This is a genomic window from Streptomyces similanensis (genome assembly GCF_039543625.1).
Classification (GTDB): Bacteria; Actinomycetota; Actinomycetes; order Streptomycetales; family Streptomycetaceae; genus Streptomyces; species Streptomyces similanensis.
Genome location: NZ_BAABKC010000057.1, coordinates 1 through 26,940 on the forward strand (window position 1 = coordinate 1; position 26,940 = coordinate 26,940).

Annotated in this window: 24 protein-coding genes and 3 pseudogenes; 14 read left to right on the forward strand and 13 right to left on the reverse strand. The window is 70.2% G+C overall.

Translation table 11 applies throughout. From position 1 onward, the window contains the following. Positions 1-64: 64 nt before the first annotated feature. Positions 65-448: a glycine cleavage system protein GcvH gene (gene gcvH, locus ABEB07_RS19990; protein WP_345669581.1), complete on the reverse strand. Its 384-nt coding sequence runs from the start codon at positions 446-448 to the stop codon at positions 65-67. 671 nt (positions 449-1,119) lie between these two features. Further along, positions 1,120-1,389, reverse strand: a complete 270-nt coding sequence (locus ABEB07_RS19995; protein ID WP_345669582.1) for an RNA-binding protein — start codon at positions 1,387-1,389, stop codon at positions 1,120-1,122. A gap of 220 nt (positions 1,390-1,609) precedes the next feature. Between ABEB07_RS19995 and ABEB07_RS20000 the strand changes: the two genes are divergently transcribed. Beyond that, on the forward strand, positions 1,610-1,846 hold the full coding sequence (locus ABEB07_RS20000; RefSeq protein ID WP_345669583.1) for a hypothetical protein: 237 nt from the start codon (positions 1,610-1,612) through the stop codon (positions 1,844-1,846). A gap of 265 nt (positions 1,847-2,111) precedes the next feature. On the opposite strand, the gene ABEB07_RS20005 is transcribed toward ABEB07_RS20000, so the two are convergent. Continuing rightward, positions 2,112-3,824, reverse strand: a complete 1,713-nt coding sequence (locus ABEB07_RS20005) for a hypothetical protein (RefSeq protein ID WP_345669584.1) — start codon at positions 3,822-3,824, stop codon at positions 2,112-2,114. 1,152 nt (positions 3,825-4,976) lie between these two features. Between ABEB07_RS20005 and ABEB07_RS20010 the strand changes: the two genes are divergently transcribed. The 3 genes from ABEB07_RS20010 to ABEB07_RS20025 all read left to right on the forward strand — a co-directional run bounded on the left by ABEB07_RS20010 (position 4,977) and on the right by ABEB07_RS20025 (position 9,835). Continuing rightward, positions 4,977-6,386, forward strand: coding sequence for a hypothetical protein (locus tag ABEB07_RS20010; protein ID WP_345669585.1), 1,410 nt, complete (start codon positions 4,977-4,979; stop codon positions 6,384-6,386). Between the two features lie 1,225 nt (positions 6,387-7,611). Beyond that, complete coding sequence (locus tag ABEB07_RS20020) at positions 7,612-8,847, forward strand: glycosyltransferase family 4 protein (protein ID WP_345669586.1); 1,236 nt, start codon at positions 7,612-7,614, stop codon at positions 8,845-8,847. A 304-nt stretch (positions 8,848-9,151) separates the two neighbouring features. After that, entirely contained in the window at positions 9,152-9,835 is a 684-nt protein-coding gene (locus ABEB07_RS20025; RefSeq protein WP_345669587.1) for an HNH endonuclease family protein, read from the forward strand. A 19-nt stretch (positions 9,836-9,854) separates the two neighbouring features. Here the strand turns inward: ABEB07_RS20025 and ABEB07_RS39240 are convergent. Further along, positions 9,855-9,923, reverse strand: a pseudogene (locus ABEB07_RS39240) (hypothetical protein); the annotation flags it as partial. A 256-nt stretch (positions 9,924-10,179) separates the two neighbouring features. On the opposite strand from ABEB07_RS39240, the gene ABEB07_RS20030 reads away from it, so the two are divergent. After that, positions 10,180-10,335 carry a hypothetical protein gene (locus ABEB07_RS20030; protein ID WP_345669588.1) on the forward strand — a complete coding sequence of 52 codons (156 nt, stop codon included), beginning with the start codon at positions 10,180-10,182 and terminating at the stop codon, positions 10,333-10,335. A 381-nt stretch (positions 10,336-10,716) separates the two neighbouring features. Further along, complete coding sequence (locus ABEB07_RS20035) at positions 10,717-10,995, forward strand: DUF1918 domain-containing protein (protein WP_345669632.1); 279 nt, start codon at positions 10,717-10,719, stop codon at positions 10,993-10,995. A gap of 74 nt (positions 10,996-11,069) precedes the next feature. Here the strand turns inward: ABEB07_RS20035 and ABEB07_RS20040 are convergent, their stop codons facing one another. Further along, on the reverse strand, positions 11,070-11,609 hold the full coding sequence (locus ABEB07_RS20040; RefSeq protein ID WP_345669590.1) for an EF-hand domain-containing protein: 540 nt from the start codon (positions 11,607-11,609) through the stop codon (positions 11,070-11,072). A gap of 100 nt (positions 11,610-11,709) precedes the next feature. Further along, positions 11,710-11,787 (reverse strand): annotated as a pseudogene (locus ABEB07_RS39245) (DUF4158 domain-containing protein); the annotation flags it as partial. 222 nt (positions 11,788-12,009) lie between these two features. Between ABEB07_RS39245 and ABEB07_RS20045 the strand changes: the two are divergent. After that, positions 12,010-12,384, forward strand: coding sequence for a nuclear transport factor 2 family protein (locus tag ABEB07_RS20045; RefSeq protein WP_345669591.1), 375 nt, complete (start codon positions 12,010-12,012; stop codon positions 12,382-12,384). Between the two features lie 74 nt (positions 12,385-12,458). On the opposite strand, the pseudogene ABEB07_RS20050 reads toward ABEB07_RS20045, so the two are convergent. Next, a pseudogene (locus ABEB07_RS20050) lies at positions 12,459-13,997 on the reverse strand (Tn3 family transposase); the annotation flags it as partial. Positions 13,998-14,325: 328 nt separating this feature from the next. Here ABEB07_RS20050 and ABEB07_RS20055 point away from each other — a divergent pair. Next, positions 14,326-14,889, forward strand: a complete 564-nt coding sequence (locus ABEB07_RS20055) for a hypothetical protein (RefSeq protein WP_345669592.1) — start codon at positions 14,326-14,328, stop codon at positions 14,887-14,889. Positions 14,890-15,136: 247 nt separating this feature from the next. On the opposite strand, the gene ABEB07_RS20060 is transcribed toward ABEB07_RS20055, so the two are convergent. The 4 genes from ABEB07_RS20060 to ABEB07_RS20075 all read right to left on the reverse strand — a co-directional run bounded on the left by ABEB07_RS20060 (position 15,137) and on the right by ABEB07_RS20075 (position 19,791). Next, the gene (locus ABEB07_RS20060; RefSeq protein ID WP_345669593.1) at positions 15,137-15,619 is read right to left on the reverse strand and encodes a hypothetical protein; all 483 of its coding nucleotides are present in this window, start codon (positions 15,617-15,619) and stop codon (positions 15,137-15,139) included. Positions 15,620-15,753: 134 nt separating this feature from the next. After that, positions 15,754-18,351, reverse strand: a complete 2,598-nt coding sequence (locus ABEB07_RS20065; RefSeq protein ID WP_345669594.1) for a tyrosine-type recombinase/integrase — start codon at positions 18,349-18,351, stop codon at positions 15,754-15,756. Beyond that, on the reverse strand, positions 18,348-19,466 hold the full coding sequence (locus ABEB07_RS20070) for a tyrosine-type recombinase/integrase (RefSeq protein ID WP_345669596.1): 1,119 nt from the start codon (positions 19,464-19,466) through the stop codon (positions 18,348-18,350). Before ABEB07_RS20070 ends, ABEB07_RS20065 begins: the two co-directional genes overlap by 4 nt. Before the next feature lie 121 nt (positions 19,467-19,587). Then, positions 19,588-19,791, reverse strand: a complete 204-nt coding sequence (locus tag ABEB07_RS20075) for a hypothetical protein (protein ID WP_345669597.1) — start codon at positions 19,789-19,791, stop codon at positions 19,588-19,590. 158 nt (positions 19,792-19,949) lie between these two features. Between ABEB07_RS20075 and ABEB07_RS20080 the strand changes: the two genes are divergently transcribed. Next, positions 19,950-20,768: a hypothetical protein gene (locus ABEB07_RS20080; protein WP_345669598.1), complete on the forward strand. Its 819-nt coding sequence runs from the start codon at positions 19,950-19,952 to the stop codon at positions 20,766-20,768. A gap of 105 nt (positions 20,769-20,873) precedes the next feature. On the opposite strand, the gene ABEB07_RS20085 is transcribed toward ABEB07_RS20080, so the two are convergent. Both ABEB07_RS20085 and ABEB07_RS20090 read right to left on the reverse strand, forming a co-directional pair. Beyond that, positions 20,874-21,206, reverse strand: a complete 333-nt coding sequence (locus tag ABEB07_RS20085; RefSeq protein WP_345669600.1) for a PCC domain-containing protein — start codon at positions 21,204-21,206, stop codon at positions 20,874-20,876. Beyond that, positions 21,203-21,964, reverse strand: a complete 762-nt coding sequence (locus ABEB07_RS20090; RefSeq protein WP_345669601.1) for a helix-turn-helix domain-containing protein — start codon at positions 21,962-21,964, stop codon at positions 21,203-21,205. The genes ABEB07_RS20085 and ABEB07_RS20090 overlap by 4 nt, the downstream gene beginning before the upstream one ends. An 87-nt stretch (positions 21,965-22,051) precedes the next feature. Between ABEB07_RS20090 and ABEB07_RS20095 the strand changes: the two genes are divergently transcribed. The 5 genes from ABEB07_RS20095 to ABEB07_RS20115 all read left to right on the forward strand — a co-directional run bounded on the left by ABEB07_RS20095 (position 22,052) and on the right by ABEB07_RS20115 (position 26,919). Further along, positions 22,052-22,282, forward strand: coding sequence for a hypothetical protein (locus tag ABEB07_RS20095; protein WP_345669602.1), 231 nt, complete (start codon positions 22,052-22,054; stop codon positions 22,280-22,282). Positions 22,283-22,636: 354 nt separating this feature from the next. Continuing rightward, positions 22,637-23,887 carry a TfuA domain-containing protein gene (locus tag ABEB07_RS20100; protein WP_345669603.1) on the forward strand — a complete coding sequence of 417 codons (1,251 nt, stop codon included), beginning with the start codon at positions 22,637-22,639 and terminating at the stop codon, positions 23,885-23,887. Further along, positions 23,877-25,022 (forward strand): YcaO-like family protein, encoded by a 1,146-nt coding sequence (locus ABEB07_RS20105; RefSeq protein ID WP_345669604.1) that lies wholly within the window; start codon positions 23,877-23,879, stop codon positions 25,020-25,022. Before ABEB07_RS20100 ends, ABEB07_RS20105 begins: the two co-directional genes overlap by 11 nt. After that, complete coding sequence (locus ABEB07_RS20110) at positions 25,019-25,912, forward strand: class I SAM-dependent methyltransferase (RefSeq protein WP_345669605.1); 894 nt, start codon at positions 25,019-25,021, stop codon at positions 25,910-25,912. The genes ABEB07_RS20105 and ABEB07_RS20110 overlap by 4 nt, the downstream gene beginning before the upstream one ends. Further along, the gene (locus ABEB07_RS20115; RefSeq protein WP_345669606.1) at positions 25,909-26,919 is read left to right on the forward strand and encodes an NAD(P)H-dependent glycerol-3-phosphate dehydrogenase; all 1,011 of its coding nucleotides are present in this window, start codon (positions 25,909-25,911) and stop codon (positions 26,917-26,919) included. Before ABEB07_RS20110 ends, ABEB07_RS20115 begins: the two co-directional genes overlap by 4 nt. Positions 26,920-26,940 lie beyond the last annotated feature (21 nt).

Consider the following 26,940-nt stretch of genomic DNA (forward strand, 5'->3'; position numbering starts at 1 on the left):
CCTGGCCGGACTCCACATCGCGGGCATCTTCCTCTGGTCCGCCCGGTGATCCAAACGAAACTGCCTAGCCCTCGGCGAGCTTCTCGCGATAGGAAGGCGCGTCCAGTAGTCCCGTGAAGGACTCTGGATCATCCAGCTTGATCTCGACCAGCCAGCCGTCGCCGTACGGCTCTGTGTTGATGGTCTCGGGAGCGGTACGGAGGGCGTAGTTCACTGCCACGACCTCACCTGACAGCGGGCCATAGATGTCCGTGGCCGCCTTCGTGGATTCCACCATGCTCAACGTGTCACCAGCCGTTACCTTCCTGCCGATTTCAGGAAGCTGTACGAAGACGATTTCTCCGAACTGGACTTGGGCGTAGTCCGTGATCCCGACCCTGACGGTGCCGTCACCGGTCCTGGCCGCCCACGTGTGCTGTTCCGTGTACCTCAATTCGTCGGGAACCATGGCCTCTCCTTCTGTTAGAACCCCTGCTGGCGTGTCCCGCTGTCGGGCCGCCTCCTCCGTACAACGAGTCACTTGACCCGAGAGGAACGGCCTGGGCCATCTCGACAACGGCCTCGGGGAACATCGGTACAGCGGTTTCTCGGTGAGAACGATCACGGTCAGGGTGTGAGGGTACTGACCCGGTTCTCCTGCTCACGGCGGGCCTTGCGCTGGGCCGGGACCGCTGGGACTCCCGTGGCGTCGTCGAGCGGCTGGCAGTGGGAGCTGGCGGTGTACGGCGGGGACGGCGGTGACGCGCAGGATGTAGCCCTGGCCGCGCCGTACGGTCGCCCCCCGGTACAGCGGTTGGCGCTGAGAACGATCTCGGTGGTTAGCACACGGGCGCGGCGGCTACGACCCGCTGCGGATGTGCGGATGCTCGGCGCGGGGGCCACCCAGCCACGCTCGGTGACGCAGGCCGCATTCGCCGAGTACGGGCGGAAAAGCTGTAGGCGGCGGCTGTGCCGTGCCATACGGGATGGGGAGAGGCCACTGCCCGTTTCGGGTGCGTCCCCGGAGCCACCGACGCCGCCAATCACCAGAGGTTCGGAGATGGGCGGGATGGGTCGGGGCATGGTTACCTCTGCCCGGGCAAGACCACCCCAGCCAGAGGTTCCCTGGGTCTGGTCCGGCTACTCGCCGTAGCGGCCGGCGCCATAGGGGGAATCTGCCTGCTGCTTTGGGGCGTGCGCCACTCGGAGAGTCTGGCCACCGAGCTGGATGCCGTTGATTTGGTGAATCGCCGTTTCTGCGTCCTGCCCAGAGTTGAGAGTCACGAACGCGTCCTTGCCGCTCCTCGTGATGTCGCAGCGCAGGACGGTGATGCCCTCTGCCGCGAAGACGGTCGTCAGTGCCTCTTCGGTCGTGTCCGAGGGGAGGTTGCTTACTCGCAGGACGGACATGGACTTGCCCCTTCTTGTAGTAGCGCTCCGTCGCAGCATCGCCCTGATTGGCGACAGATGGTGACACCTTCCTAGCGCGCCGCCCCGCCTGTGCCTCGTATGGCGCTACCCGCAGGAAGGGGCGACGACGCGGCGCGTGACACCGCGCGCGCCACGTCGTTGGGCCTCCCGGAGGGTCGCGACCAGCGCGGCCCCGACCGCGGGAAGGCAGGCAAGGGTCGTGTCCGATACGCGCGACGATGAGCCCGAGCTCGAGCTCGAGCTCGAGCTCGAGCTCGAGCTCGAGCTCGAGCTCGAGGGCGAGGGCGAGGGCGAGGGCGAGGAGAGCGAGCACGAGGACGTGCGGCCGGCCGCGGAACAGGGGCGCGGGCGCACGCGTTCGGCGCCCGAGACGCGGGAAGGTGCCCAGGACGTGCCGTCAAAGAAGCGCAGTCGGCCAGCGAAGCACGACGACTGACCGCACCCGCTTGGTGAGCCCACCTGTGCGGGTCTGCCTGCAGCGCTTGCTGCGTCAGAGGGCTGGCTGGGGTCGCAGGCCGCAGGTCGTGCAGGGCTTTGGTGTGCGGCAGCGGCACCGTCGGCGGCAGCGTTTTCTGCTTCTTCTGCGCCATGCGGGCAGGTGGGGCACGGGTATTGCGGAGGAAGCCGGGCACTGATGCGGGCGTACGGGGCCCCGGGATCGTCCGTCGGTGCGGGCGATCCCGGGGGCGGCTGCGTGTTCTTCAGATGACTTCGATTGCGGTGGAGGCAGAGGTGCGGCCGCCGACGGTGAACTCGACGGTGGTGGGGCCGGGAGGTGTGTCTGGGGAGGCGCTTACGCAGATCCACAGGACCGAGAGTGTCCCGTCGTTGAGGATGTCCAGGTCGACGTCGGTGAAGGTCAGCGTCTGGCCGTCCTGGGAGATGCTTCCCATGTAGGGGGTGGTGTTCCCGTCGGCGTTCATGACGGTCAGCTGGTGGTCGGGGTTGTCCGGTGTGCCGAATCGCAGGCCGGTGTCGGCCGGAAGAGTCGCGGTGACGGTGTGCAGGGGGATGTCCTGGGTTCCGTTGTTGCGTACTTCCACGCCCGGGTAGCGGGGGGATCCTCCGCGTTCCGCGGTCACCGGGTCGCCGCCCGGGGACACGGTGATGGCTGGGGCGACGACGACCGTTGTGGAGGGGGACGGCTTTCCGCCGACGGTGAAGGTCAGGCTGCTGGCACCCTGCGGGGCGTCGTGGCCGGCGCTGACAGCGACCCACATCACCGACGTGCCGGGCAGCTGAAGGTCCACGTCCGCGAAGACGAGCGCCGAGCCGTCCCCGGAGAGCTGCCCCGCATACGGAGTCTGGTCTGCGTCGGCGTTCTGCACGGTCAGCTGGTAGTCGGCGAGCGTCTGGGAACCGAAGAGCAAGCCGCGCTCGGGCGGGAGAGCCACGGTCACCGACACCGGTTCCAACGCGGTGGAGGATTCCACGTGCACTCCCGGATATCCGGCCGGTCCGCCCTGCACCAGCTCCACGTCCGGCGGTCCGCCGGCCGTGAGTGTGAACCCCGTCCACTGCAGCACCACTTGACCGTGCTGGGCTGCGTCGCCGACAGGCGACTGGTACAGGGGGTCGTCCTTGCCGCCTGCCCGGGAGCCGTTGCCGGCCAGGGTGGACCCGTCGGTGACACCCGGGCCGGCCACGAAACTGCTGCCGCCCCCACCACCGGCGTACCAGGCGGCTTTCGTGGTGCCGCAGTCGGCTCCTCCGCCGCCCCCCGCATAGCCGGCGCCTCCGCCTGTCATGCCGCCGTAGCATGCGCCCCCGCCGCCCCCCATGCCCGGGATCGGCACCTGACCGCCATGGTGTCCGATCAGCCCGATGGCGGGGCCGCCTTTCTGGCCGGTGCTGCCGCCACCCCCGCCGTGGTAGCCCGTAATCGACGAACCGGCACCACCGGTCGAACCCGATGCCCCACGCGCCGCCGTCCCCGCCAACCCGCCGACCGATCTGGTCTGCCCGTTGGACCCGCTCGTGCCGCCGCCGTGACCACCCGCCGGAGTTCTGGGGCTTCCGCTCCCGCCGCCTCCTCCGGCGATCAGAAGGGGCTGCCCCAGCCGCTGGCTGTAGAGGCCGCTCATTCCGCCTCCGCCGTCCGGGGATCCTCCCAGGTCGACAACGACCCGCAGGGTCTCTCCGGGCTCGACGGCGATGTCCCCGGTGGCGAAGCCGCCCCCGCCCCCGCGGCCGGCTCCGGCGCCCCCGCCACCCCAGCAGCGGGCGTTGATCCGGGTGACGCCGGGGGGAACGGTGAAGTTCACGACGCCGCCGGTGTAGTCGAAGCGCCGGATGTGGCTGTAGGGGGCGAGGGGTGCGCTCGTGGAGTGGGCAATGGCCGCGCGGGGCTCGACCCCGGCGGGCTCAATGAGGAGATCGACTTTGGTGGTGGGAAGAAGGGCTTCCTGGGCCATGACGGACCGTCCTTTCCGTTGCTGATCGTCAGGGTCTTCGTGGCTCGCGAATGTCCTGTGGCGGCGTGAGAGGCACAGGCACGGTTTGACGCCCAGGCCGCGATGCCGGGGGATCTGCCGTATCGCCGGCGTTTCCGTGGCGTCACACCAAAGGTCGAGGTCGCGGGCTGCACCCCGTTCGATGGAGCGGGGCCCGGCCTGGTGGGAGGCCCGGACCAGTCGTCCGGGTTGCGCTGAGACACCAGGGCATGGACCCATGCGTCGAGGTCGTCCTGGCGGGCGAAGACCCCGGCTTCCCCCAGGGACTCGACAAGCCCGGGAATGGGATGGGCCGACAACCGGGATGCCCGAGGCAAACGTCTCCACCGCCATCGGCCTCCACGGCACCACACGCTCACACAACGTCAGCGGGCACGTCCTCGGGGTAGACATCGGCAGAGCTCCTCTCTTCGTCCCCATCTGACCTTCTGTCATCTCTGACCGCATCTCGGGAGAGCCTCATCTGCTCAGTACTGATTGGAACCCCTGGTCGTAGGGCTTGAGGGCCGTGATGCTGGCTGTATGGGCTCGGGCGGGTGGTGCGGCGGTATTGCCCGGAGTGCGGGGTGCCGTTGCCGACGACGAAGTCGGCGGCAACGGTGTTCTGTTCGGGTAGGTGCAGGTCAAGTCGTTGGCGAGCCTTGCAGTACGCCCGCTGGCGGGTGACCGAGATGCAGCGGGGCCAAAGAGCGCTCTGTCCGGTGTGCGGGCGTGGGCGGACGGTCGGGGTCGAGCTGCGCCGTTCGGCGGTGTTGTGCTCGTCGCGGTGTCGGACGCGGGCGTGGCGGGCGAAGGTGTCACTGGATTCCGTCATGGTGACGCCATGACGAACGCCGCAGGTGGACTGTATGTCACAGGGCTTTCTCAGAGGGGTGCGGACGGCTTTCGATGCGCTGCGCACGCTCCTCGTTCGCGCCTGTCATGCGCAGGTCGCCTGGTGTGAGCACCTCGGTAGGCCGGCTGGGCATCGGTAGGAGTTGCCGCGGCGGGGGCGGTGCAGGTCTTCGACGACGCTCTCGCGGGCCTGAACTGATGATCGTAAAACTTGGCTCTTTCGGATGTCTCGCGGCAAGCCCGTACTGGTGGGCGGGGGTGCGGCAAGAGACTGGGATCATGTCGAAATTTCCTGAGGGCCCTTTCACCATCGTCAACCAGGACACCGGTCGCTGCCTGCGGGTACGTCTCGGGGAGTCGGTGGACCTGAGCGACTACAAGGAAGGAACCAAGTACTTGCTGAGCCGGACCGTGCCCCCGAGCGTGGAGCTGGGGGAAAACGACGGCAGCGAGGCGACCGCCTGGTACTACCGGTACCACGAAGACGCACTGGAGCGTCGGCCGTTCAACCAGATCGCCAGTACCGCGGTCGACAAGCACCAGAACATCGGCGAGTACAGCGTGTGGATGTACAGCGACTCGCTCGCCGTGGAGCGGGAGAAGGAGTCCCTGCGCGAGGGGTATGCCAGCAGGCTCAACGACGCGACCGGTGGCACCGCCGAGCGGCTCGACGCGCTGATCCCCGAGGCATGGAAGACCCGGGCCGCGCAGGACTACGAAGAAGAGCTGAGGTACTGGAAGCTGGAGGGCGCGCAGTTCGAGGGGACGATCGAGCAGCTCAACGGCCGGCAGGCGAAGCTGCTGGAGCAGATGCGATCCCAGGCCGGGAAGGTGATGGAGGGGGTCAGGGACAAGGCGGAGGACCTGACGAAAGCGAACAGGGACGCCGACAGCTGGAAAGTCTCGGTCGGCGGGGGACCATTCAGGGCGCTGACCAAGGACGAGCTGGTGAGCTCTGTGGAGCGCAGACTGCTGAGAGGTGTGTGGGCCGTGCAGCGGTTGGAGGAGAAGATGGAAGACGCCGAGCCGCAGCAGCAGGCCGCCATGCTGGAGAGGCAGCTCAGGTCGCTTCAGTTTTCCGGTGGGGACCAGGTATTGAGGTGGCTCAAGGGCATCGACGCGGTGGGAGACTTCGAAGAACCGCTGAAAGCCATGGAAGACGACGAAAAAGACCTGGTCAAGGCACTCAAGGCGGAAACGCCGGTGCGGGCGTGGCAGCGATGGGCCCCGCTCAAGGGCGTGGCGAGGTGGAACGACCGGTGCGCGTCCCTGGCGTTCGACGACACCAGCAGGCTCGGCGGTACCGACAGGAGCCACGCCGAGGAGATGCGCGCCTACCTCGCCCTGGCTGCCACGGAGGGCATCACCAAGCCGGTCAGCCGCGTCGGTGCGCGCACGCGGATGTACGGCTGCGGCGCCCTCCGCCACCGGGGCAGCACCTACCGCTGGGACTACGACGGCACCTACATCACTGCCTCGGACAGCAAGACCGTGCCGTCGGAACAGACCTACTGGACCGACGACGACGGCCGGCTGGTCGGAAAGGAAAAAGGCGGTTCCGGCCAGAAGTGGACCATCGCCCCCTACAAGGCGCCGACCAAGGCCCCCAATACGGGCGGCATCAGCCTCCCCGGCATCTACCTCACCGGCATGTTTGGCCCGGTCATCAGCACCCTCAACCGCGTGTGACCCTGTCCGCATGCCGAGGTCTGTGTGAAACGACAGCGGCGCCATGAGAAAGCCCGCCGCAACGTCCGCGACTACGAACGCCTCCCGCAGTACTCAGAAGCCCACCTGACCTGGGCACTCATCACCCTGATGACCCGCCGGCTTACGTGCAAAGGCCCTCACGCCAGCTGGTCAAGGAGGGCCTGACCGGCCACCCTCACCCCACCTCGGGCCCTCGGCAGTCCTCACCCTGAGCTTCATCCCGGCGTGGTGGAGCCGCCGAAGGCGGCTCCACCACGCAAAAGCATGCCCCGCACACCCACGGACCACCAACGAGCCGGGATCTCAGACGGACACTCAGCGAGCGTTCGATGAGCATACGAGGGCTCCGAGCGGCGCCTGCCTGAGGTGACCGGCCTCAACGCACGGTCGAGTACTTCGCCTGCGAGCACCTCCTTCAGCACCCCGTCCATCTGCCTGAACTGCGAGGATGCGAGCACGGCAACATCCTGGACGAGGTGCGACCGTCCACACCACAGAAGTTGTGCCAGAACCCGTTCTCATGTACAGAGCCAGACGGGCAGGCGTGCAAGAGCCTGTGCGGCGCGGTCCGACCACACCTGGCTGGCGGGTTGGCCGACCCCGTCCGGTCCCGGAGTCGTGCGCCGGAGCGTGTCCGTTCACGAGTGCGCCGGTGAACGCGCCGGTACCACCTGCCGTCCCGGTGAGTTCCGGTGCGTACGGGTGTGCGCATCACCTGCTCACGGCAGATCTCCGGCAGGCCGCTGGTGTGGGTGCGGCGCAGGAAAGAGCTGCCGAGAAGGGCGGGATCGCCGCGACCCGGATCGCGGTGCTGCCGTGTGCCTCGTGCCGTCGTTTCGATCTTCAACGAGGGGACCGTGTGACTGACGGCAGGAAATCCGGTGGGCAGGCCCTGGCACCGGCGGGCCGACGTGCCGCGATGCTCTACAGCAGGGACGCCGGGCGCCTGCCCGCCCCCTGGCCGTCCTCAGGCACGGGACCGCCACCCTGGCCGGCCACATCCTCGCTCACCACGGCCGCCGCCCCGCAGCCGCAGCCCCAGCCGCGGGAACCGGCCCGGTCGGGTGCGCCGCTGCTGCGCCTGGTCGCGGCCTCCCGCTCCCTGCTGGGGGACTTCCTGCCACTGGGCCGGCCGACAGCGCCAAGCCCCTGTCGGCCAGCTGCGGGAGCAGCGGCTTCCCGGCGCCTGCTGATCGTGGCGCGGGTGTACGGGTATCCGCCGGACCACAACGCGGGCTCGGAGTGGATGCTCCACTCCATGCTGCGCCCGCTGGCCGAACGAGGCCACCGGGTGGAGGTGTGGCTGTCCCACCCCGGCAAGACCCACGAGAGCTACGACATCGACGGCGTGCGGGTCGTCCCCTTCCAGCAGGGCCTGGAGTTCGCCACCCACGCCCGCACAGCGGATGTGCTGGTCTCCCACTACGAGAACGTCCCCCTGGTCGCCGGCCTGGGCCGCGACGGCCGCATCCCCATCGTGGTGATCTGCCACGACAACTTCGAGGGAAGCTTCCACAACGCGGCCGGCGCCGACCTCGTCGTCTACAACAGCCAGTGGATCCGCCGCGACGGGGAGATCTACTACGCCCGCTACCCCAAGGAGTTCCTGCCCCGCCGCAGCATCGTGGTGCGCCCGCCGGTGCTCGCCGAGGAGTACCGCACCCGGCCCGGCGACTGCGTGACGCTGGTCAACCTGAACGCGGACAAGGGCGGGGAGCTGTTCTGGCAGATCGCCGCCTGGAGCCCCGACTGGCACTTCCGCGGGGTGCGCGGCGCCTACGGCCAGCAGGTCATGCCGCCGCCACGGCTGCCGAACTGCGAGGTGGTCGACTCGGTGCCCGGGCACCGGATGCGCGAGCACGTCTACGCCCGCTCACGGGTGGTGCTGATGCCGAGCCTGTACGAGTCGTGGGGACGGGTGGCGGTGGAGGCCTTCGCCTCCGGGATCCCGGTGATCGCCCACCCCACCCCCGGCCTCGTGGAAGCCCTCGGCTCGGCCGGCATCTTCGCCTACCGCGACGACCCGACCGCCTGGATCGACGCCCTGAACTCCCTGCGCGACCCGGACACCTGGAAACGCGCCTCCCGCCGCGCCCTGGCCCGCTCCGCCGAGCTGAGCGCCGCCGGCGACCTGGGACTGTGGTGCGACGCCGTCGAAGAACTGGGCGAGCTCCCAGCCGGGAACGGTGCGGACAGGCGCCCCGCCACCCCGCCCACCACCGCCGTCACCGGCACGGGCGGAACGGCCCCTGCCAGTGACGGTGCGCCCCGTGGTGGTACGCCCGCCCCCGGCCGACCTGGGCCTCCCGCCATGAAGTGGATGAGGCGGGCGTTCGATGCCCGCCGCGGACTGCTACGCGCCGGACAGACGAGCACGCCGCCGCTGACCGCCGACCAGGCCTCGGGCACGGTGTGCCCGGTGGACAAAGGGGCCCCGTAGGGCGATAGCGCACCATCAACCTCAACTACAGCGTGGGCCAAGTAATGGTAAGTCGCGTCGACTTGGCACCCGTTCGGACAGGATCGGCGCGGCGTGAACGAGGCGGTCCGGTCACCGCGTGGGTGACCGGACCGCGCACGCCCATGCCGTCTCCTGACCTCAGGGGCGGCAGATCGGTGCGAGGCGCGGTGGTGTGACTTACCGTTCGCGCGGGTGACAACGCCTCCGGTTCCCGGGCGTGTTGCCAGGGCGGCCCACTACGAAGAACTCGACACTCGGGATCTTCGAAAGGACCCCTGACCCCATGCGCTTCGCCTACGCTGCGGCCACCGCACTTGCCGCCCTGCTCCTGCCCGTCACCGCCCACACCGCGACCGCGGCCGCCGAACCACCACGGGTGCCCGCGGCGGGGGAGACGGTGACGTTGCCCGTGCGTGACGCCCTCGACGAGTTGCCGGTGCGGGTGGAAGACCGCACCGGCTACGAGCGCTCGAAGTTCAAGCACTGGGTCGACGCGGACAAGGACGGCTGCAACACCCGCGCCGAGGTCCTGAAGGACGAAGCCGTCATCGCGCCTGAACAGGGGCCGCGCTGCGCCTTGTCCGGAGGGGAGTGGTACTCGCCCTACGACGACCGCTACCTCAACGGCCCGCGTGGTCTGGACATCGACCACCTGGTCCCGCTGGCCGAGGCATGGGACTCCGGCGCCTACGACTGGACCGCAGCCGAGCGGGAGGCCTACGCGAATGATCTGGGGGACGCGCGGGCGCTGATCGCGGTGTCGGCGGCCTCCAACCGGTCGAAAGCCGACCAGGACCCGACCACGTGGCTTCCCCCGGCCGCCGGATACCGCTGCCAGTACGTCACCGACTGGGTGGCCGACAAGACCCGCTGGGGCCTGACCGTCGACTCCGCCGAGCGCGACGCCCTGGCCGACCAGCTCGGCCGGTGCCCCGACAGCCCCATTACCGTGATCCTCGCCCGATAGCCGGACTCCGGCGAACGGTTCAGCTGGGCGACTGGCGCATGTCCAGGCAGACGCGCAGTCCCACGCCGGGATGGCCGGCGTCCCGGACGGTGCGTCACCGCAGTGGCCGCCCACGGTCAGGCGAGCGTTTCCTGGAAAGCCAAGGCACTTGCCGAACGCGACTGGGGCAGATCGCCTCTTCAGTTCACCGGCCACGCCCGCGCCGTCGTCTCCGGCGTCCGCCGCCGCGCCGCACGGCTTTCCAAGGGCAGCTGCGGGTGCGGTCGACCGGTCTGACGGCTGGCGGTCGCCGTCGGCGGGGAACTGCCCGGTCGGCGCGTCGTCGTACTGCGGGGAGCGAGTCGGTGGGCAGCATCGAGCAGCAGATCGAAGAACAGCTGGCGCGGCTGCAGCAGGAGGTCGGTGCTCGTCGTGCCGAGGTCCTGAAGCACGAAGTCGACGACGGCCAGTTCGCGGTGGAGTACGCCCGGCTGGTGAATCCCACCAGCAAACTGGTGTAGTTCGAGAAGACGACAGCTTCACCGCCGGCGTCCCGGCCGTCGGCTCCCTGCGACCGCTGCGCGACCCGGACGGGCCAGAGCTGGACGAGAACGACGAGGACGACGAGGGCGAGACGCGTTCGCGCTGTTTGCGGCTAGGCGGTGCACTCGATCTCGGCCCTGGGCAAGGACGAGGACGTCGCCCGCCTCTCCTCCTCAAGAACCGGCACGTGAATCTTTTGGGCTGCTGCCTCTTCGACATCACCGGCAGCGGCCCCGGCCAGGGCCTGCGGCCCTTCCGCGACGTGGACACCCCAAGGAGGGGTACCAGGACGGATGGCCCCGGTCGGTCTCGTCGAGCTTCCCCCAATCGGGGGGCCGCCGGACTGGCGCACTCCCCACATGGGAACGGCTTGTGTCGGCGAGGTCGGCTCGCCAGCTCGTCACACCAGGAAGGAGACGCGGGTGAACGCGTCTGTAGGGGACCGCTACTGGGTGTCCCATGATGGCAGCGGCAAGGAGGGGCGCATGGTGGAAATCCTTGGGGTGCTCGGGGCGAATGGACAGCCGCCGTACCGCGTCCGGGGAGAAGACGGGGTGGAGGCGATCCTCTCGCCCGGACCCGACTGTGTTTTCGAACGAGCAGACAGGCCCGAAAGGTCAGGCAGGTTCGAAGAGTAGCGACGCCCCTCCCCGCCCCGGATGTGAGGCCCGGCCGCCCAGGCACCTGCCGTGCGGGGCCCTGGCGGCAGGGGTCAGCGTCCGAGCAGAGGGACGTCGATGTCGCCCAGGTGGTAGGCGCGGACGGCCTGGACCAGTTCGTCGACGGAGAGCTGCCCGTCGCCGTTGGCGTCGATCTGGGCGAACGCCTTCTCAGGAGCGATGTCCTGGACGTTGGCGGCGTCGAGCCAGGACGTGAACTCGTGGGGGCTGACCTGCCCATCACCGTCCACGTCCACCAGCTCCACGATGGCCTGGATGACCGGCTGGACGTACCGGGCGAAGCCCGCGTCGCCGTTGTTCAGGACGTACTCCTGGGCGACGAGGCTGAACTGCTCGAGGGTCAGGGAACCGGTCTGCTCATCGACGCCGGCCTTGCCGGCGAAGAAACCCCACAGTCCGACATAGGCGTCGGTCAGCGTACGGGCGGCCGGGGTGCCGTGGCTCTCGCCAAACGCCTGGAGGATGCGCCAGGCCTCGGCGTCCAGGTCAGCGCGGTCGATCCGGCCGTCTCCGTTGACGTCCCAGAGGGTGAAGCGCTCCTGGACGCGGTCGAGCTGAACGTCGGTGGGCATGGGGCCTCCATTCACGCGGACTACTTCCTGTCATCATATAGCTACTTACAGTGTCTAGAGTTGGGTGGTTCCGGCTGCTCGGGGGCTACGGCGGACGGCCGTCCGGGAGGAACCGGCCGATGTAGCGCACCGTGCACATCTGGAGCGCGAAGCCGAGCTGTTGGTGTGCGGAGCGCCGCGGCTTCGTGCCGGGCGAGGATCGTGGTCTTCCCGTCCCCGGCCGTGCCCACCCGGCAGCACCGCCGTAGGATTGGGGCACCGCCTGCGCCCCGGCGGCGCTTCACCCCTTCGCGATCGGTGAACTCGCGTCTTCCCGTGCGCTCTTGCGGTTCTGGGGTCCCAGCCCGACACCCAGCCCATGCGCGTCACTTTAAGTTGAAAACCGGCTACTCTTTGTGTCATGAGTGCTGACGTTGACAACATCGCAAAGCAGTTCGCCGACCACTTCTACTCCACCTTCGACACCGCAAGCGTGGGACTGGAACCCCTGTACAGGGAGGCCTCGATGCTCACCTGGGACGGGAGCCCAAGCCTGGGCAGTGTCGAGATCATGAAGGTTCTGCCGGCGGCGTTCAAGGGAGGGGTGACCCATCAGGTGGATGCCATCGACGCCCAGCCCGCGTCCCAGAACGCAGCCGCCATCCTCGTCCAGGTCACCGGGTCGTTCACCAACGCTGGCACCGCGCGCAAGTTCACCGAGGCGTTCCAGCTCCTTCCCGACGGCAGCTCGTACTACATCCACAACCACATCCGGCGCACCGCCGAAGCCTCCTGACGGCCCCAGCCCGTTGAGGGCATGACTCCGGCATGACGGGTGCGGCGTGGGGCACCGTTCGCCCTCCGTACTCCTCACACCTCGTGGTCGGCCCGGTCGGGGTCGCGCAGCGGCCGCAGCCCTCCGGGCATCTCGGGCAGCAGGAAGCTGTACCGGCCGAGCATGTTGACGTGGTGCCGTACGAACGGCGAGAGGCGGGCGACGTCCTCGTCACGCACCTCGAAGCCCTCCGTGCGGAGCCGGTTGAGGGCCTCGTCCATGTAGCGGGTGTTGAACAGCACCAGGGCGTTGAGGACCAGGCCGAGCGCACCGAGCTGGTCCTCCATGCCCTCCTGGTAGTGCTGGTAGAGCTGCCCGGCACGGCCGTGGAAGATCTTCCGGGCGAGCGCGTGGCGGCCCTCCTGGAGGTTGGCCTGGGCCTTGATCTGGCGGCGGTAGGACGGTTCGTCGGCCAGGCGCAGGATGTGCAGGGTCTTGGCGATCCGGCCGTAGTGCGCGATGGCGTCGCCCAGCACGGTGGGGCGGCCGTCGCGCGACAGCATGCGGATCACGTCGTAGGCCCGCACCGCGCCGGTGTGGATCGAGCCGATGATCCGCAGGACATCCTTTCAGTTCCGCTCGATGCGCTCCAGGTCGACCCGGCCGCGGGCGGCGTCGTTGAAGGCGCCGTAGTCGGCACTCCGGTCGATGCGCCACAGCTTCTGGTCGGGCAGGTCCGCCAGCTGCGGCGCGTAGGCGAACCCGGCCAGGGTGAGCAGGCCGAAGACGATGTCGGAGTACGAGGCGGTGTCGGTGACGACCATCTCCGGGCGCCGGCCGCCGTCGCGGTCGTAGAGGACGTCCAGCACGTACAGGGAGTCGCGCGGGGTGCCGGCCACGACCTTCCCGCCGAGCCCCGCGGCCTGGTCGTTGATCAGGTTCAGCCACGTCGCCCCGCCCCGCCTGCCGAAGAATTTCGGGTTCGGCCTGGCGTACACCGAGGGCACCGGCACGACGAAGCGCATCCCGTCCACAAAGGCGACCAGGCCGCCACCCCAGGCACGGGCGAGCGGGATCGACGCCTGGGCGTCGATCAGCGCCGCGTTCGCGGCCCGGTAGGTCTCCAACCTCAGGTAGGTCTGGTCGACGTGCGAGAGCCGCCCGTACTTGAGGGCGTCCGCGCCGCCGACCACCGGGGTGAAGCCGACGTTGCAGCCGTGCGCGACCAGCAGCGCCGCGATCGTCACCGGCAGGTCCTTGAGGCGGGCCTCGCCGCCGGTCACCGAGGTGAACGCCTGGTCCGCGCCGGTCCAGGAGAACACCTCCAGCAGCACCTCCGGCAGGTCCACCCGGGGCAGCATCGCGTTCACCGCGCTCCGCAGCGCCACCAGCGAGGCAGGCTCGGCCTCCGGCTCCAGCGCCGCGAAGTGCAGCCGCCCGTCGCCGTCGGCGCTGATCCGCGCGTTCGCCGGGAGCCGGGCGGCGACCTCACGGTAGGTGCCGTCCAGCAGCGCGGCCCGGGCGGCCAGGTGCTCGGCGGCGTCCGCCGGCAGGCCGAGCGAGGCCAGCACGGTGGGCCGGGCCTGCTCCCACGCCTCGCCGGTCAGCAGCTTCGCCCGCGGGTCGCCCCACGGGGGCGTGGCCAGTGCGTACTCGACAGCCGGGATCGGGGCGGCAACCGCGGTGAGCCCTCACTCGAACCCCTGCGCGAAGAAACCTCCCGGGATGCCGACATCCGGGGCCAGGGCCGCTACCACTGCAACCACGGCGGCACTCCTGCCGGACTCGCCTCGGGGAGCGGGGGCCTTCGAGCTGATGCTGACGGCCAAGTCAACCGGACATACGAAAGGGTGAATTAGCCCGTACTGTCCTTGTTTGTTGATAGCCATACAGATAGGTCTGAATCGGGTGTTACCAATCCCGGCATCAGCCGGGGTCGCCCTCCCGCTGAGAGGACTGCCCGTGGACATGGACAACCCTGTGCTCGACCGGCACGAGAAGCTCTTCGACGCTCTCGACACCAACAAGGACGGTGCCCTGGATTGGTTCGCCGACCTCCAGCCCCAGTTGGATCGCATCGCCAAGGCCTACTCGTTCAACCCCGACGATGTGGGAAAGTTCGGAGACCTCAAGTCCGCCTATCTGGATTTCTGGGCCGAGTGCATGTTCAACGCCGTGTCCCTGTCCATGCTCAAAGCCGACCAGAAGAGCCTGCCCAAGCACGAGTTCACCCTGATGCTGCGCAAGCTGGTCGTAGAGAACGACGCAACGCTCCATAATCTGAAGAGGACCATGTTCCGCTTCATGAACACCGAGAAGGATCAGGAGCTGAGCGAGCCCGAGGTCCTGCGCTTCGCCCAACTCTGGAACAAGGACATCGAGCCCCAGGACGTGAAGCAGCTCTTCCGCGGCACCGGCACCATCACAGACGAACAGTTCGGCATCTTCTTCTTCCGGTTCTTGAATGACTTCCTCCCAGACGCAGTCGTCGGCGGGGTCCTCTTCGGCGTGCGGTATAGGCCTTGACCGACGTCCGCCACGGGGCCCGGAGCGGCGCTACAGCCGCCGGTGGCAACCCGGTTCCTCGCACGCGCGCGTAGAGACGATACGGAAAAGCATGACGCTCTGGGCTGCCTGCTCATCACGGCGGTCGTGTCGCAGCGGTGGTCGACTCGTGCGCGCGCATCCGTGGGTCCCCCTCGTCCTGGTGCGGCTCGTCGGCGTGCTGCCCGGCGGGAGCAGCTGCGGGCCGCGCCCCACCGTCGCGGGCGGCTCAGCCGGGGAGGCTTGGTGGTCCCGCCGACCCGATCAGCCGGGTGTTCTCGGCGATCAGGCGTTGGACGACATTTCGCTGTGCCAAAAGGTCGGCCTCTGCGCGCCGTACTGCGGCCAAGGCCGCGTCCCGTCCGCGGCGCAGTGCCTCGATCTCGGTGTCTCGCGTCGGGCGGGAGGCGAGGTCGCCGCGTGCGTTCGCGGCGAGGTCTCTGGCGCGAACGGCCCGCAGCTCCGCTCGCGCGGTTTCCAGGTCGCGGCGCAGGTCCGCGATCTGGGCCAGCAACATCCGGTTCTCCATCATCAGTGCCGCCTCCCGACCGGCAGCGGCGGCGGCCTGCGCGCGGGGGCGGTCGGCGGCGAGGTGGGCGCGAACGGCCTCTGCGTCCGCCTTCAGGTCGCGGTGTCGTTGCAGGTACTGCGGGTTGACCCGGGCCCGCCGGGTGATCTCCGCGTCCGACAGGCTCTGATGGTTCCTGCGCATCGCGGTGAGGATGTCCAGGACGCGCTGGCGGCACTGCTCGCTGTCGGCCCGGCGGCGTTGCACGGCGGCGGCTCGGCCGGCGTCGAGGGCCGCCGTGTGGCGGGCGGGGCTGGCCTGGGGCGGAACGGAGGGCGTCATGTGGGGGCTCCGCCCAGGAGGATCGGGTCAAGGGTCGGCTGTTGGAGGCGTTGGCGTCCGGCCAGAACCGCCGCCACCGGGATGACGGTGAGGTACTTGTCCTTGCTGTGGAGCCAGGACTCCACGGTGCGGCGTTCGTCCTGGGTCAGCGATCCGATGTCGGCTTCGCACTTGGCCATGAGCTCGTCGATCTGCTTGATCTCCAGGCGCAGCAGGTCGAGGTTGGTCGCGGTCAGGGGGCCGGGTGTGAGCGTGCTGCCGTAGGCGGCTTCCAGGGTGGCGAGCTGTTCTGCCTTGCCGGCGCGCAGTTGGCGTAGCTCGGGCAGGTGGGTGAAGTCGGTAGTGTAGAAGGCGCAGGAGAAGCAGCGGTAGTACACCGGGCAGCCGCGGCCGTCGGCGCGGATGTTGTTCATCTCGTGGCACTGCCCAGCGGGAACGGGTACTGAGCCGGCGCCGGCCCGGATGCGGTCGGCGAGGTCGTCCTGCGGGGAGCGGGCGCGGATGCGGCCGCCGGTGAGGTCGAACTGGAACTTGGCTGCGATGGCGCGGACGGCCTCGACGCGCCTGGGGTGGGAGACGCGGTAGTACACCTGGGTGGTGGAGGGGTCCTGGTGAGCCATGAGGACCTGCAGGATCTCCAGCGGCACGCCGGCATCCGCGCGTAGTTGGGCGTAGGTGTGGCGGAAGGCGTAGGCGAACACCCGCCCGGGATTCAGGGGCTGGTTGTGCTCGTCGAGGATGTCGGCCTGATCGAGCCAGGTCGCCAGCCAGTAGCCGACCGAGCTGCTGTCGTAGGGCCGCTCGCCGGAGGCGTTGGCCCGGGACAGGCGCGGGGTCGGGAACAGCAGCATCCGCTCGAAGCGGGGCCGGCCCAAATCGGTGAACCGGTGTGGGTACGCGGCGCGCAGGTGGTCCTGCTGGCGCGTGATGACCTCGGCGTCGCTGGGGTGGAGCGGGAGTTTGTGGCGCCGGCGGACCTTCTGCATCCAGTACACCAGGAAGGGATAGGAGCGGCGGCGCACTGTCCCGTCGGGGTCTTCGATGTCGAGGTCGTGCCATTGGAGGCAGTCGAACTCCAGATGCCGGATCTCCCACGGGCGCCGGCCCACCCGCATGGTCAGCTCGATGTAGTTGCGGCGGGTGCCGTCCGGGAGCAGTGCGAGATGCCGCTCGTCCATCAGCTGGAGGAAGACCGTCTCCGGCAGGGCGTCCTGGGATCGGCCTTCCAGCTCGCTGTCCGTGTCGTCGCGCTCCGGCCACGGGGGGACGTCCCGCTCCAGCAGGTGCACGTCGGCCGCCTGATTCTCGGCGAGCCAGGAGCGACCGTGTTCGAGGATGTCCCGCAGCGTACTGACCAGCTGGCAGTGCCGCTGCGGGGAGACCAGCAACGGCCCCTTGCCCTGAAGCGCGGGCAGGAGGCGCTCGGCGATCACGGGCCGTGCCGGGTCGCCGTCGCCGAGCTGGCGGTAGTCGTCGGTGTCGCGAGCCCGCTGGGCCAGCCAGCGAAGGTAGGCGTGCAGGCCCGGGCGGCCGACATCGCCGGGCCGGCGTCCCTGGCCGGGCAGGGTGCGCAGGAACATCGCGAACCACCGCGCCGCATAGCCGACCGTGTTCAGCCGGGCCGGGGAGGCACCGACGGCGGCGAGGTGGAGCACGTACTGCTGGGCGAGGTGCGTGAGCCAGGGCGCCTGGACGTCGCGGAGGTCGACGGTGCCGCCCTTGTAACGGGGGTTGAGGACGGACAGCCTGATCAGGCTCCGGGTGTGCTCCGTTGCCGGGTCGGCATCCAGCAGCGGGAGGGTCCGCTGCCAGACCCGCAGGTAGGTGGTAGTGCCGCCCTTGGGCGGCAGATCGGCGTCGACCAGGTCTTTAACCGCGTGGTCGCACAGCCAGCGCACCGCCGACTTGACCTGCCCGGGCGAGATGCGGCCGCCTTGGCGCAGCTGGGCTTCGTAGCCGCGCAGGACCTGGACGACGACCGTCGGCGGAAGGTCGCCGAGGGGGACCTCGTCGATGGCGGTGTAGACCGCGGCCGCAGCAAGCGCCCAGGCCCCGCGCTCGGGCCGGCCGGCCTTGGACCACTGCCGCTGGTGGGGATTGCAGAGCTGAGTGCGCCGCATCACCGCGGTACGCGGGCAGACCCGGACCAGGCACGGCCCGAAGCTCGGCCGGGGGCGGACGCCACTGGCAAGGTACTGCTCGATGGTCAGCCCCCGTGCCAGGCGCTCGCGCGCGCAGCTCTTGCACAGCCCGCTGGCCTCCGCCGTGCGCTCGCAGCCCACCCGGCACCAGCGCTCGGCGTAGGTGCGCCGGACGGGAGGCGCGGGCGTGGCGACGCACCAGCCGTCGACGTCGGCGGGTGCGCCTGCCCGGCGCCAGCCGGCCAGGCAGCGCTGACACAGCCACGGCGCAGTCGAAGCGGGGCGATCGCAGCCGGGATGCCGGCAGGAGCGCAGGGAGTGCCAGTCGACTCCCAGCGGGAAGCGCAGCAGGAGCGCGGCGCGGTCCAAGCCGTGCAGGGCCAGGTAGTCCCAGTCCGGCCCGGGACCGACGTCCAGCGGCAGACTGGGTGGGGAGACGACGGGGGCTGTCATGTCACTCCGTAGAGCTTGTCGTTGACCGCTTGGGCGGCCTGGGCCACCTTGGCCGCGGGCGCGTTGCGGTAGACGTCCTGGCTGTGCGGGTCGTCGTGCCCGAGCAGGCGCTGGAGAACATCCCGGGCGATGTCGAGGTCGGCGGCAGTCTCACCGACGAGATGGCGCACCATGTGCGGATGGACGTGCCGGATCCGCGCGTCCTTCGCCAGGCCGGCGAGGAGGTCCTGGACGCGCCGAGTGCCGAGGGCCTGGCCGCCCGGCTCACCGGTGGGCCCGGGGAACGAGACGAAGGCCCAGATACTGCTCTGCGCATGGGGGACGGTAGCCCGCTCGCGCATCCAGTCCGCGTAGAGCATCGTCACCGGGTCGGGCACGGGCACGATGACGGTGCTGCGGTTCTTGTTCGCCGCGCCCCGCGGGTGGCCGTCGCGCTTCATCAGGTGAAGATGAGGACCAAGCACGTACGGGCAGCCGGGCATGACGGTCCCCGGCGGCACAAGGTGGACATCCTCCCGGCGCAGAGAGACGAGCTGACCCACACGCAGGGCGCACGCACCGAGCAGCGCGACCATACAGCGGTCCCGGGCCGTCGTGGCAGCCTGGAGAAGCGCGGCGAACTCATCAGCAGTAGCCGCCAGCGGCCGACCCGAACCATGGCTGGGCCGGGCATCCACGCGCAGACGCGGCTTGAGGACGAGCCTCCCATCGCCCTGCGGCCGCGGCACGGTCACGAACAGGGCGTCGACCACCCTCTCGCCGACCTGTCCGATGTCGGCGAGGTGCAGGTACAGGCCGTGCACGGCCGCCAGCGCGGGGGCGAGGGTGGAGTCCTGTGGCGTCTTCCCCTGGTTGCGGCCGCTGGTCCGTCGTGGCGTGGTTCTCAACTGCATGACGTATTGCGGCAGTTCGACGGCTGCGGTTGAACGCGTGAGCGTGTTCTCCTCGCACCAGGCGTGAAAGCGCCTGAGGTGGCCGGCGTACGTCTTCGTCGTCGATTCCTCGCGGGCCCGGCCGAACCGCAAGTGGCGCAGGAAGTCGTCCACGTCCTCGACGACATCGAGGGTCGGCCCCGAGAGGACCGTCCAATAGGCCAGCGAGTCGGCGACCTCCACCCTCAGGAGCTCAGTGACAAGCCCTCCAGCACGAATCACAAACGGAATGTACCACCGCAACTACCTTGCGTAGTCATGCCATCGGTCGCCAGTCGATCAATGTCGGCTCTCCCGCCATGCCTTACAGGAAAGATCTCGGGGAGCGGTACGAGTGGGTCGATATATGAGAGCGGTGCGCAGAAGGAGTGAGCCGACCGAACATCGAAGTGAGCACGGCGACCTGGGTCGGGATGCCCAGGGTGAGCACCCCCACCAGGCTGTTCTCCGGGGACGCGGCCGTGTCGATGAGGCCGTAGACGAAGCGGACGGAGGGGTTTATCTGCATCTGTCAAGTGCTACTGCTGGTCACAGGCTCATGGCTTGTGCAGGCACATCAGGCACGTTCCTCGCCGCCGAACGCGGGAGGGCCGGCACGATAGGGGGTACGGGCGAGGCACTCGAGCGGAGCGAGGGCGAGGTAGACGACCTCCTCAGCGACGACTGATGGCGATCCCTGAAAACGGTCGCTCTGTCGGTGCGGACCCCTACAGTTCCATCATGTCCAACTATCAACGGCAGCAGCCGAATCGAAAGTTCATGTTGGTCGAGTTCCCGGCCGGCACTCACCTCGACCGTTCCCGTGTCTCCTCCGGCGGCATGCGGGGTACCGCCCGCGATGACCGGGACAACTCGCTCGTTGCCCAGGCCGAACTCTTCGACGCCGACGACCGGTACGACGAGGGCTACAAAGACGGCCTAAGGAACCTCCTCCTCAACTGCGCCACCGACATCGCGGTGGAGGTCACTCGAATCGTGACGGCCGCCGCCGTGGAGGCCGCCGCCCCGTACCTCAAGGACGGGGCGCGCCGCTTCAAGGAGAAGCTGCGACGCAGGCCCAAGGACACCCCGGCCGCCGAGGTGGTGCAGGAGGCTGCCCCCGAGCGGCCGACTACGTCTGGTCTCCGGCCGGTGACTGCTGCGGCAAACGGCCGCGACCAAGTGGATCTCGTCCTGCGTGCCGATCCGGGTGACACCAACGTGCAGGCCGCTCTGGAGCGGATCAACACGCGGGCGGCCGAGACATACGGCATCTCCGCGCACTACTCCGCCGGCCTGCCCGCAGCAGACGTTGCCAGCGAGGCGATGCGCCAGGCCCTGGCGGCAGCCGCGCCCGGCTACATCGCCGCCGCCCTCGAACGCCTCGCCTTCGACGACGAGCTCGGTCTGACCCCCGCGCAGCAGATGCGCCTGCGGGATCGCGCCGTGGAGCTCGACCCCGGCGTGCTCGAAGACCTCACCGGCGCCAACGCCCCGCTCGCGTAGGCCGGACGCTCCGGGGGGGGCGAGAGCGGCCGCTGCGTCGGCCCCGGCAGCGCCCCACGGGGGAAGGGCGCCGCCGGGGCCGACTGCGGGCACTCTAACGCGGGGTCAGCCGACGGGGATGACGTAGGCGCGGGCGAAGTGGGTGCCGATGTGGGCTTCATGGAGGTGTCCGGCAATGGCCCGGTCGCCCTCGACGCCCATGACGACGTGGATGTGGGCGAAGCCGTTGCGGATCTCGCCGGTGCCGGTCATCTCGCCGGGCAGGTCGTACTTGGTGATGGTGTCCTGGAGCGCGTCGCCTTCGGGCATGGTCGAGACGGTGAAGGAGTCCGCCGCCCCGATCAGGGAGACGATCGCCGCGTCGGTGATGCCGGCCTCAGCGGCCTGGCGGTTCAGCTCGTCGATGAGCTCGCCGGCGGGGACTTCAAAGACGATCATGCAGGACTCCCTCCGATCATGGGGCTCAGCTCCCGCAGCATGACCGAGGAGCACCATCGGGCGCCAGAGTCCCGGGGGTTGAGGGCCTCCCTGGCGAAGCGCGTGGCGAGGAAGTCCGCGCGGTGGCCGTACGTGGCGGGCTGGGAGGCGATTCGGCCGGCCGTCGTCCAGTCCACGGCGCACACGCGGGAGGTGACGGCCGTCATGTAGAGGTGGCGGACCTCCTCGTCATGGGCGAGGACGCGGGCGACCTGGTCAGCCTGGCCCTGGCCGGGCAGCTTGGCGAGGATGCCCGCGGCGTTGACCCGCAGGATCGGTACATCGCCGTCCAGCATCCACCGGCGCAGGTGCACGGTGGACGCCTTGTCCGCCATGGAGGCGGTGACGATGTCCGCGCCGTGCGTGGTCTGGACGCGGGCCAGGGGGACCGGGTCGCTCCCGGCGATGCTGGCCGCCATCTCGGTGGCGAGCGCGCCGTGCGTGACGGTCAGGGCGGACAGTCCCAGGAAGCCTCGTCGGTTCACGCGATCGAGCCTAGCCTCCTCCTCCAACTGCGCGACAGGGACGACCAGTACGCGAGACAGGTGCCCGATCCAGTACTTGCCGGGGATGACCTTGCCCGTCTCCCACCGCTTGACCGCGTCCCGGTCCGGCGCGCCAGCGGGTTCACCTGCACAAATGGCTAACTGCTCGGCGAGCTGGACCTGAGTCCAGTGCTTGAGTAATCGCAGATCACGGATCAGCTGTCCGATCGGCATGGGCCCATGATGCCCCTCAAGATGCCCCTCCGTGACGGGGTCGGCACAGTTCACCCTTGCTGGAGCCCGACCGATGGAGGTTGCGTCATGAACACCGCACACCGGCCCGTCTCCCACCGGCAGCTGCCCGACTGGCTTACCGAGGGCACTGCGGCCGTCGACGAGGGCGGTCACGGCCGCCGGGGCATCGTGCAGTTCATCGGCGAGTGGGAAGACCCCGCCACCCGGCGCGTCACCGACTGCGCGATCTTCCTGCGCCCCGAGGACGGCGGCGCAGAGTGGATCGTCGCCGACCACCGCACCCTCACTCAGGGCTGAACACCACCAGCTTCCCGCCTCGGCCAGGGGTGGGCAGGCGGGCTTGAGGGGCGCGAAGCCCCGGGGCCCGGAGCACCACCGGCTGCGGGCACACGGCCCGCGCCGTCGTCGATCGGCAACGAGGAGAAGACCGTGGAGCAGTCCAAGTCCGGTATCGCCGCCGCCAGCACCTCGGCGTCCGTGGAGGGGACCGAGGAGATCACCGGCACCGTGGTGGTCGCCGTCGACGTGGAGGACGAGGAGTAGTCCTCCCTCGCCTGTCCGCGTCCTGACCTGGGCGCCCCTCCCGTCTCGTGGGCCCTGCGTGGCCCTGGGGAGGGGCGCCCCTCGCACTTCACCGTGAAGGAGGCAGCAGTGATTCACGTGTACGTCGGGCCGACGCTGTCGGCATCGGACCCCGTACTCGCCGCGCCGGGCCTGCGGGTGCTGCCGCCGGCGCGGCACGGCGACCTGCTCGGAACCGCGATCTGCGGCGGCGACACGGTGGTGCTCGTCGACGGGGTGTATCACCAGGCACCGGCGCTGCGGCACAAAGAGATCCTGGCCGCGATGGGCCAGGGGGTCGGGGTGATCGGGGCGGCGAGCATCGGCGCGCTGCGGGCGGCAGAGCTGGCGCCGTGCGGGATGCTCGGCGTCGGCAGCATCTACGCTGCCTACGTCCGCGGGGACATCGACGGCGACGACGAGGTCGCGGTCGGGCAGGCCCCGGACGGGGAGTTCGGTGCGGTGACCTGGCCGCTGGTTAACTTCCGGCACGTCCTTCAGCTCGCGGTCGGCGACGGCGTCCTGGACGGTGAGCGGGCGGCCGGGCTCCTTCAAGCGCTGCGCGCGGTGTACTACCCGCAGCGCACCTGGGCCGCCGTACGCGCCGTGTGCCGCCGCCAGGGCGAGAGGGCGTTCGCTGACTGGCTGACCAGACAACGTGAGCGGGACCGGCACTTCGGCGACCTCAAGCGCGACGACGCGATCGCCGCCGTACGCTCCGCGCTCGACGGCATCTCGGCGGAACGGGTCGTCATCGAGCCGCCCGTGTGGGAGACGGCCTACTTCCGCCGCTGGTCCAACACCTCCGCGCACAGCCGCGTGGACGGCATGGTGCTGTCCACCGAGGACCGCCTTGTCTACCAGCAGGTGTTCGACCCCGCGTTCCGCGAGAGGTGGGCGGCCTACCTCGAACACCTCTCCCTCCGCCCCGCCGACGGCGGGCCCGGGCTGCCGCTCGCCGAGCGCCTGGCCCAGGCGTGCGGCGGGGTGCTGCCCGCCGACCGTGTGTTCCACCCCAAGCCCGATCTGCGCGAGGGGCAGACCGTGGCGCTGCTGCTGGCCGGCGAGACCGCCGAGGACCGGCGCGCGGTCGCCGCGTACGCCGATGCCCTTGCCTGGACTCGCCGAAGCCGGCCCGGATTCTCCCCGGCGGCGGTCCGCGACGAGGTGGCCCGTGACCTCCTGCTCGGGCTGTGGCGGTGCGGCGAGCGGGAGTTCGACGCGGAGGCGTCCGCGCGGGGACTGGTCCGGGCCGCGAGCGCGGTCGAGGCGGCCAAGCGGTTCGTACCAGGGTTCCTTGAAGAGACGAAGAGGACGGAGACGGACCGCGGTGGGCGTTGACGAGCTGGTGGCGCTGCCGGGCACCGTACGGGCCCGGACGCCCGAGGAGACGTGGGAGGCGGTGACCAGCCGCCTTGAGGAGTTCGGCATCACCCGGGTCGCGGACCTGACGGGGCTGGACGTGATCGGGCTGCCGGTGTGGACGGCGATCCGGCCCGCGTCGAAGACCCTGTCCACGTCGCAGGGCAAGGGCGCCACTGCGCTGCTGGCGAAGCTGTCGGCGGTGATGGAGGCCATCGAGCTGTGGCACGTCGAGCAGCCGCTGCCCATCGCCGCGGTGGGCCCGGCCGCCGAGGTCGCCCCCGACTGCCCCGTGACCGCCCTGCCGACCACCGCCCCGTACCCCGAAGGCGCCCTCGCCCGGGTGTTGTGCGAGTGGACGCCCGGCACCGGCCTGCTGAGCGGGGCGAAGGCGCTGCTGCCGGTAGACCTGGTCCGTCGCCGCGGCCAGCGACCCGCCTGGACCCCGGACGTGTGGCGGGCGACCAGCACCGGTCTCGCCTGCGGCAACACCCGCGACGAGGCGCTGCTGCACGCCCTGTTCGAGGTGGTCGAGCGCGACGTGCTGTACCGGGACGCGCAGGCCGGCGGAGCGCGGCGCACGCTGCTCGACCCCGGTACGGTCGACGACCCGCTCGGCCGGGAGGTGATCGCCCGGCTCGCGGCCGCGGGCATGGCGCTGGAGATCGCCCTGGTGGGCGGCCCGTACGGGCTGCCGGTGTGCGTCGCCTACGTGTGGTCGGAGGACTACCCGGTCGTCTTCGCCGGCGGCGGCTGCCACAGCCATCCGGGGATCGCGCTCACGCGGGCGGTCACCGAGGCCGCGCAGTCCCGCCTGGCTGCCATCGCCGGGACCCGCGACGACCTCCCCGCCGACCCCGGCAATTTCGACACCACATCCTTCCGCCCCGCCCAGAGGGCGGGTCTCACGCCGTGGACGGAGGCGACGGCGCGCTTCGCCCCGGCAGCCCGCGGCTTCGCCGACCAGGTAGGGACCGTGGCCCGGCAGGTCGCGCGCGTCACCGGACACGATCCGGTAGCCATGGACCTGTCCGCCCAGGGCGCCCCCGTTCACGCCGTGCAGGTTGTCTGCCCCGGCACCCGCTCCCGGATCAGGAGGTCAATGCCCCGATGAATGCCACCACCACGGCGCCGCCCGGCGCCGCACCCGCGCCCAGCGAAGTGCGCTCCGCCCAGTACGACGCCTTCCACGCTGCCCGCGCCCGTACCGATCTGGTCGCCCGCCTGTACGCCGAGGCGATGGGCGAGGACTACCCGGTAGAGGTCGCGGCCTCGAGCTCCTGCGACTGGCCCCTGCTCGGGCTCCTGGCGGCGCGGCTGCGGATGCGTCCCGGTCGGCTCCTCGTGGACGCCGGATGCGGAGCCGGCGGCATCGGTCTGTGGCTGGCCCGCGCCCTCGCCGTCCGTCTGGACGGCTTCGACCTCTCACCCGTTGCCGCCGCCCAGGCCACCGCCCGGCGTGCCCACTTCCTCGGCCCGGCCGCCGACCGCGCCGTCTTCCGCGTTGCGGAGCTGGAGAACACCGGCCTCCCCGACGGCTGCGCCCACGGCATCGTGTGCGTGGACGCCTTCGGGCGCGCCGCCGACCGTGGGGCGGCGCTGCACGAGCTCGGCCGCGTCCTGGCCCCGGGCGGCCGACTGATGGTGACCCGCGCGCTGAGGCGCGGTGCGGACCCGGCGTGGCACGAGGCGGTCGCCGCCGCCGGAATGACGCAGGAGCATGTGGACGAGCGGCCCAGCGAGCCCGCGATGTGGGAGCGGGTCTACCGGCTGTGGGTCGCCCACGCCGATCAGCTGAGGCACGAGCTCGGCGAGGCCCCGGCCGAGAACATGCTCCGCGAGGCACATCAGATGCTGCCCAAGCTCCGCGGAAGGCGGGCTGTCCTGCTGACTCTGCGCCGCCTGCCGGAAGACCCGGCAGCCCCGGCGGCGGTCGATAGGATGGCCGGGCCCGGCCGCCAGACCGGCGACGGGCACGCGCCCGGCGAGAGGACCCCGCAGTGAACCAGCACCACGTCCGTGCGGCGGTGTTTTCGGCCGGGTCCTGGGGCACTGCCGTGGGCAAGATCATGGCCGATGCGGGCACCAGCGTGATCATGCACGCCCGCCGCGGCGAGATCGCCGACACGATCAACACCACGCACCGCAACCCCGGGTACTTCCCGGACGTCGAGCTGCCCCACACGCTGACGGCCACCACCGATCCGGCAGCCGCGCTGGACGGTGCGGACTTCCTCGTGCTGTCCATTCCCGCGCAGTCCCTGCGTACCAGCCTCGCCGCCTGGGCGCCGCACATCGGCCCCGACACCGTGATCGTGTCGCTGATGAAGGGCATCGAGATCGGCAGCGGGCTGCGGGCGAGCCAGGTCATCACCGAGGTGACCGGCATCCCCGCATACCGGGTCGCGGTGCTGTCCGGCCCGAACCTGGCCGGGGAGATCATGGCCGGCCAGCCCGCCGCCGCCACCATCGCCTGCCCCGACGAGGACGCCGCCCACCGCGTCCAGCGCGCGTGCCACACCCCGTACCTCCGGCCCTACACCTCCACCGACGTCACCGGATGCGAGCTCGGCGGCGCGGTGAAGAACGTCATTGCCCTCGCGGTCGGCATCGCCGACGGGATGGGCATGGGCCACAACTCCCAGGCCATGCTCATCACCCGGGGACTGGCGGAGACCACCCGGCTGGCCACCGCGATGGGCGCCCACCCGGCCACCCTCGCCGGGCTCGCCGGCCTGGGCGACCTGGTCGCCACCTGCTCCTCGCCTCTGTCCCGCAACCGCACCTTCGGCACCCACCTCGGCCACGGCATGACCATGGCCGAGGCGACCGCGGCGACTCGGCAGACCACCGAGGGCGTCAAGAGCGCCGAGGCAATCCTCGCCCTGGCCGCCGCCCACGACGTCGAGATGCCGATCACCGAGATCGTCTCCGAACTGCTGCGCGAGAAGGTCACGCTCGACCAGGCCGCGTCCGCGCTGATGCAGCGGCCCCCCAAGCCCGAGCGCTGACCCCCTGCGACACTCCCGACC